4 protein-coding genes and 1 pseudogene are annotated in these 6,763 nt (G+C 59.1%); all 5 read left to right on the top strand.

The window, feature by feature from the left end:
• The first annotated feature begins 927 nt into the window (after positions 1-927).
• Positions 928-2,445, top strand: a complete 1,518-nt coding sequence (locus QZ326_RS10370; protein ID WP_295744894.1) for a sugar ABC transporter ATP-binding protein — start codon at positions 928-930, stop codon at positions 2,443-2,445.
• Positions 2,442-3,551 carry an ABC transporter permease gene (locus tag QZ326_RS10375; protein WP_295744896.1) on the top strand — a complete coding sequence of 370 codons (1,110 nt, stop codon included), beginning with the start codon at positions 2,442-2,444 and terminating at the stop codon, positions 3,549-3,551. Before QZ326_RS10370 ends, QZ326_RS10375 begins: the two co-directional genes overlap by 4 nt.
• 37 nt (positions 3,552-3,588) lie before the next feature.
• Positions 3,589-4,605 carry an ABC transporter permease subunit gene (locus QZ326_RS10380; protein ID WP_365329047.1) on the top strand — a complete coding sequence of 339 codons (1,017 nt, stop codon included), beginning with the start codon at positions 3,589-3,591 and terminating at the stop codon, positions 4,603-4,605.
• A 12-nt stretch (positions 4,606-4,617) separates the two neighbouring features.
• Complete coding sequence (locus QZ326_RS10385; protein WP_295744900.1) at positions 4,618-6,144, top strand: xylulokinase; 1,527 nt, start codon at positions 4,618-4,620, stop codon at positions 6,142-6,144.
• A 12-nt stretch (positions 6,145-6,156) separates the two neighbouring features.
• A pseudogene (locus tag QZ326_RS10390) lies at positions 6,157-6,763 on the top strand (L-arabinose isomerase); the annotation flags it as partial.

A 6,763-nucleotide genomic window follows, 5' to 3' on the forward strand; every position in this document is an offset into this window, starting at 1 on the left:
GACCACCGAGATCTACACTCTTTCCCTACACGACGCTCTTCCGATCTCTACAAAGCCACCTTCTTTAACAACAATGACGCGGCCCAGCAGATTGCCACCGCCCAGCAGATGATTCAGGACGAGGTGGATTTCCTCCTCCTGTCCCCCGCCTCCACCACCGGCTGGGACACCGTTCTCCAGGACGCCCAGACCGCTGGTACCCAGGTCATCCTCTTTGACCGGATGCTGGAGGCCGACGAGAGCATGTATGTAGCCGCCGTTGTCTCCGACATGCCCGCTGAGGGTGTGACCGCCGTAGAGTGGCTGGCCGCGCAGGGCCTGGACGAGTACAATATCGTCCATATTCAGGGCCTGATGGGCACCGATGCCCAAGTAGGCCGCACCGGCGCCCTGGACGAGAAGGTAGCCGCCGAGGGCAACTGGAACTATGTCACCCAGCAGACCGCCTCTTGGGATGAGGAAACCGCCCGCACCATCACCCAGTCCGTGATTGACGGAGGCAAGCCCTTCAATGTAATCTACGCAGAAAACAACGGCATGGCCCGCGGCGCGGTGGCCGCCCTGGATGCCAACGGAATCACCCACGGCAAAGACGGCGAGGTCATCGTCATGGGCTTCGACAGTGATACCTGGGCCATGGAGGCCGTTCTGTCCGGGAGCTGGAACTACATGGGCCTGTGCAACCCCCTCCAGGCCGAGACTGTTGACAGTATCATCAAGGACCTGGTGAACGGCACCGCCCCCTCTCAGAAGATTATCTACACTCCGGAGCAGGGCTTCGACGCGGCTACCATCACCCAGGCCGACGTGGATACTTACGGTACCTGATGCAAATCCTTTGAAGCGCATATAGCAGGCAATCCGGCACGCGGCGCGGCATGTCAGCTGCGCCGCGTGTTGAATTTGTAAGAATGGAGGCGAATCCCTATGCAGGAAGGCGCGGTATTGGAAATGCAGGGTATCTGCAAGTATTTTCCAGGCGTGCGGGCCCTTCAGGATGTGGATTTCACCCTGCGGGAGGGGGAGATCCACGCTCTGATGGGTGAAAACGGCGCGGGAAAGTCCACTCTGATCAAGGTGCTCACCGGCGTATACCCTAAGGACGGGGGCGAGGTCCACATCAAAGGCGTAGAGGGCGCGGTAGTCATCCGCTCTCCCCAGGATGCCCAGAACGCGGGCATCAGCACCGTGTATCAGGAGATCACGCTCTGTCCCAACCTGTCGGTAGCGGAGAACATATTTATTGGCCGGACAAAAGGGAATCTGACCAACTGGCGGGCTATGAACAAGCGGACCGGGGAGATTCTGGGCTCTCTTGGCATTCCCGCCGCTCCCCAGCAGCAGCTGGGCACCTGCTCCATCGCCGTGCAGCAGATGGTGGCCATTGCCCGGGCGGTGGACATGGAGTGCAAGGTGCTTATTCTGGATGAGCCCACATCCTCTTTGGACGATCAGGAGGTTCAGAAGCTCTTCGGTTTGATGCGGGATCTGCGGACCAAGGGCGTGGGCATCATCTTTGTCACCCACTTTTTGGAGCAGGTCTACGAGGTCTGTGACCGGATCACTGTCCTGCGGGACGGCCAGCTGGTAGGAGAATACGTGATTGAAGACCTGCCCCGGGTCCAGCTGGTCAGCAAGATGCTGGGCAAGGAGCTGGACGACATGGCGGACATTAAAGGAGAGTCGGGCGGCGTGGCCATCAGCAAGGAGGGCGCCCCCGTGCTGGAGGCCGAGGGCCTTTGCAGCAGCGCCGGCATCAAGCCCTTCGGCTTCTCAATCCGCAAGGGAGAGGTCAACGGGTTCACCGGCCTCCTGGGCTCCGGCCGCAGCGAGTGTGTCCGGGCCATTTTCGGCGCGGACCGCGTCACCGGCGGCACCGTCAAGATGGAAGGCAAATCGGTCAAAATCAAAAAGCCGCTGGATGCCATGAAGCAGGGCATCGGCTATCTGCCCGAAGACCGGAAGGGCGACGGCATTGTGGGAGACCTCTCCGTCCGAGAGAACATCATTCTGGCCTATCAGGTGATGAAGGGCTTCTTCCGGCCCATTTCCAGGGCTCAGGCGGAGGCATTTGCCGACAACTACATTGAATTGCTGGAGATCAAGACCGCCTCGGCGGACACCCCCATCAAGTCCTTGTCCGGCGGAAATCAGCAAAAATGCATCCTGGCCCGCTGGCTCCTGACGGACCCCAAGTACCTGATTCTGGATGAGCCTACCCGGGGCATCGACATTGGCACCAAGATCGAGATTCAGAAGCTGGTCCTGCGGCTGGCGGAGAAGGGTACCAGCGTGACCTTCATTTCCTCGGAGATCGACGAAATGCTCCGCACCTGCTCCCGCCTTCTCGTTATGCGGGACCGGAAACTGGTGGGCGAGCTCACCGGGGAAGACCTGACCCAGGCCAAAATCATGGCGACAATCGCAGGAGGTGATAAGGAATGAAGACCCTTGTGAAAGATCCTGAGACCAAGGTGAAGAGGCCTGACGACCCCCTCTTCAAGCGGCTCACCCGGCAACAGCTGTTTATCCCCATCGCGGCGCTGGTCCTTCTGGTGCTGTTCAATCTGATTGCCGATCCGACGTTCTTCGCCATCTCCATCAAGGAGAACAGCATGGGTAATCCGGTACTCAGCGGCAACATCATTTCTGTCCTGGACAACGCCTCAGAGCTGGTCATGCTGGCCATTGGCATGACCCTGGTGACCGCCTCCTCCGGCGGACAGGACATCTCCGTAGGCGCGACCATGGCCATTGCCGGCAGCGTGATCCTGCGCATGGTCTGCGGCGGCCAGGTCACTGCGGACACGATGCAGATGCCCCTGATCCTTGCGGTCCTCACCGGCATTGTGGTCAGCATGATCTTCGGCGCATTCAACGGCATTCTGGTGGCCTATTTCAAGATTCAGCCCATGGTGGCCACGCTCATCATGTTCACCGCCGGACGGTCCATCGCCGCGTGGATCAATAATAACCAACTGCCCATCATCAATGATCTCTCGTTCAAGTACGCGGGGACCTTCCTCCCCGGCATTCCTGTCCCCACCCCCATCTTTATTACGGTTTTCGTAATCCTGGCCTTTTGGCTGGTGCTGAAATTTACAACCCTGGGGCTGTATACCCAATCCGTGGGAATTAATTCCAATTCCTCTCGCCTAAACGGCCTGGACCCCAAGCTCATCAAGCTCCTCACCTATGTAATTTTGGGCGTGTGTGTGGCGATTGCCGGATTTGTCCGCGTCAGCCGCAGCGGCTCCATCAACTACTCCCGTATTGCGGAAAACATTGAGATGGACGCCATTCTGGCAGTGGCCCTTGGCGGCAACGCTCTGGGCGGCGGCAAATTCAATATCTACGGCTCCATCCTGGGCGCTTATGTGATTCAGTTCCTCACTACCACCCTTTACAAGTATGACGTGCCATCCACGGCCCTGCCTGCCTACAAGGCGGTGGTGGTCATTCTGCTGGTGGTGCTCAGCGCTCCGGTGGTGCGGGAAAAGCTGGCCAATATGAAGAAAGCACCGGCCAAAGCCGCGAAGGAGGTATCCTGACATGCCGAATGGAATTGCGCTGGACAAACAGGGACGGATGAAAAACCGGGCCGCCATGACCGATACCACCCTCCTGCTCACCATCACCATCGTGGTCTTTTTTATCCTGTACATATCCGCCGTGCTCTTCCTGGGCGGCGGCTTCGCCAAGCCCCAGAATTTCCTGAATATCCTGAACAACAACGCCTCCCTTATCGTCCTGTCCTGCGGAATGAGCATTGTCATGATTACGGGAGGCATCGATATCAGCGTGGGAGCGGTTACCTGCCTGGTCTGCATGACCTGCGCGGTGAACCTGGAGCAGCAGGGCGGCAGTATGGTTACGGCCCTTCTGATCGGCCTTGGCATTGGCCTGGCTTTTGGGCTGGTCCAGGGGTATCTGGTGGCTTATCTGGAAATTCAGCCCTTTATTGTGTCCCTGGCGGGAATGTTCTTCGCTAAGGGTATGACCACCATTGTCAGCAAGGAACCCGTACGGGTGACCAACGAGGGGTTCCTGGCGGTGAAGGACGCCCGCATCATCGTTCCCGGCCTGGGCGCCAACAACAAGCTGGGGCAATATATCCCGGCTTACGTAGAAGTGGGTGTCATTATCGCCTTGCTGACAGTGGTGCTTCTTTTCTGCCTCCTGCGCTGGACCAGGCTGGGCCGCGGATTTTACGCCGTGGGAGGAAACAGCCAGAGTGCCAATATGCTGGGCATCAACGTGCGCCGCACTAAATTCCTCGCCCATATCCTGTGCAGCCTGCTGGCGGGCGTGGGCGGTATCCTCTACTTCCTCCACGTAGGAAGCGGCGATGTAGCCAACGGCGCGGGGGACGAAATGAACGCCATCGCCTCCTCCATCATCGGAGGCACTCTGCTTACCGGCGGTGTAGGTAATGTGGCAGGCACTTTCTTCGGTGTGATGAGCCTGAACACCATCAAGCGGATCGTCTCCTCCCTGGGCTTTGACGAGGCCTGGTGGTCCAATATCACGGTGGCAGCTATGCTTTGCCTGTTCCTGGTGATTCAGAGCGTTGTCCTGCTGCGTAAGAATACCAGCAAGCAGTGAGGAGGGCAGAAGATGAAAAGCTGTTTGGGCATTGAGCTGGGTTCCACCCGCATCAAGGCCATGACCATTGACAGTGATTTCCGTCCCATTTCCTCCGGGGACCATACCTGGGCCTCCCGCTATGAAAACGGCATTTGGACTTATCCGCTGGAGGAGGTCTGGACCGGTCTGAAAACGGCGCTGTCCAAGGTGGAGGAACGGGAAAGTATCGCCGCCGCAGGCGTTTCCGCCATGATGCACGGGTATTTGGCGTTTGACAAGAACTGGAATTTGTTGACACCCTTCCGTACCTGGCAGAATACCATCACCGGCCCGGCGGCGGCGGAGCTGACGGAGCTTTTCGGCTTCAATATCCCCCAGCGGTGGAGCATCGCACACCTCTATCAGGCCGTGCTGAACAGGGAGGAACATGTCTCCCAAATCGCCCACATTACAACCCTGGCGGGCTATGTCCACTACATGCTCACCGGTGTCAACGCCGTGGGTATCGGGGAAGCCTCCGGCATGTTCCCCATTGACAGCACCGTCCTGGATTATGACGCCGGAATGATGGCGAAGTTCGACCAGCTCCCGAGCGTCACGGACCTCCCCTGGAAGCTCCAGGACCTGCTCCCGAAGGTTCTTTCCTCCGGGGAAGCGGCCGGAACCCTGACCGAACAGGGCTCTGTTCTTCTGGAAAGCCTTCTGCCCGCCGGAATTCCCTTCGCCCCGCCCGAGGGGGACGCAGGTACCGGCATGACTGCCACCAACGCCGTCGCGCCCCGGACAGGAAACGTCTCCGCCGGGACCTCTATCTTCTCCATGGTGGTGCTGGAAAAGCCGTTGAAAACCGTCCATGAGGAAATCGACTTGGTGACCACTCCCGCCGGGGCCCCGGTAGCCATGGTCCACTGCAACAACTGCACCAACGACACCAACGCCTGGGTAAGCGTCCTGGGGGAAGCGGCCCGTCTGTTTGGCGCAAATCCAACTACGGGTGAACTCTATACCAAGCTCTATGAAAAGAGTCTGGAGGGGGACCCGGACTGCGGCGGCGTGCTGGTGTGCAATTACCTGGCCGGGGAGGGGGTCACCCATATGAACGCGGGGCGTCCCCTGGCAGCCCGGACTCCGGAGAGCCAGTTTACCCTGGCCAACTTTTTCAAGGCCCAGCTCTACGCCACCATGTCCACCCTGAAAATTGGTATGGATATCTTGGCAGAGGAGGGAGTAGCCATTGACTCCCTGACGGGCCACGGCGGACTGTTCAAGACCCCTGTCGTGGGCCAGAGCTACCTGGCCGCCGCGTGCAACGCTTCCGTCACCTGTATGGAGACCGCCGGAGAGGGCGGGCCCTACGGCATGGCTCTGCTGGCCGCCTACACGCTGCGGAAGTCCGAGGGTGAGAGCCTGGAGGACTATTTGAGCCGCCGGGTGTTCGCCGGAGCTGCTGGAACCACCGTTCAGCCAAGCGCCGCCCTGGCCGAGGGCTTCAACCGGTATATTCAGCGGTACAAGGCTCTGCTGGAGGTGGAGCGGGCCGCTGTGAAACATCTGTAAGGAGGAACTCCCATGAAACAATATCAATTCTGGTTTGTCGTCGGCAGCCAGTTCCTTTACGGTCCCGAGGTGCTGGATACCGTCGCCGCTCGGGCCAGGGAGATGGCGGAAAAGCTGAGCGCCGTCCTGCCCTACCCGCTGCTTTACAAGGTCACCGCTAAGACCAATCAGGAAATCGCGGATGTGGTAAAAGAGGCGAATTATGACGATTCCTGCGCCGGAATCATTACTTGGTGCCATACATTCAGCCCCAGTAAGATGTGGATTAACGGCCTGGCGAATCTGCAAAAGCCCTGGTGCCACTTTGCCACGCAGTACAACCGGGAAATCCCGAATGAAGAGATCGACATGGACTTCATGAACCTGAACCAGGCTGCCCATGGCGACCGCGAACACGGCTTCATCGGGGCCCGTCTCCGCAGGCCCCGGAAAGTGATTGCCGGGTTCTGGCAGGATGAAGACGTACAGCGGCGCATCGGCAGTTGGATGAAAGCCGCCGTAGGCGTGGCTGTCTCGAAATCCATGAAGGTCATGCGCTTTGGCGACAACATGCGGGAAGTGGCCGTCACCGAGGGCGACAAGGTGGAGGTCCAGGCCAAGCTGGGCTGGCAGGTGAACA

It is taken from the genome of uncultured Oscillibacter sp. (genome assembly GCF_910587525.1).
Lineage (GTDB): Bacteria > Bacillota > Clostridia > Oscillospirales > Oscillospiraceae > Oscillibacter.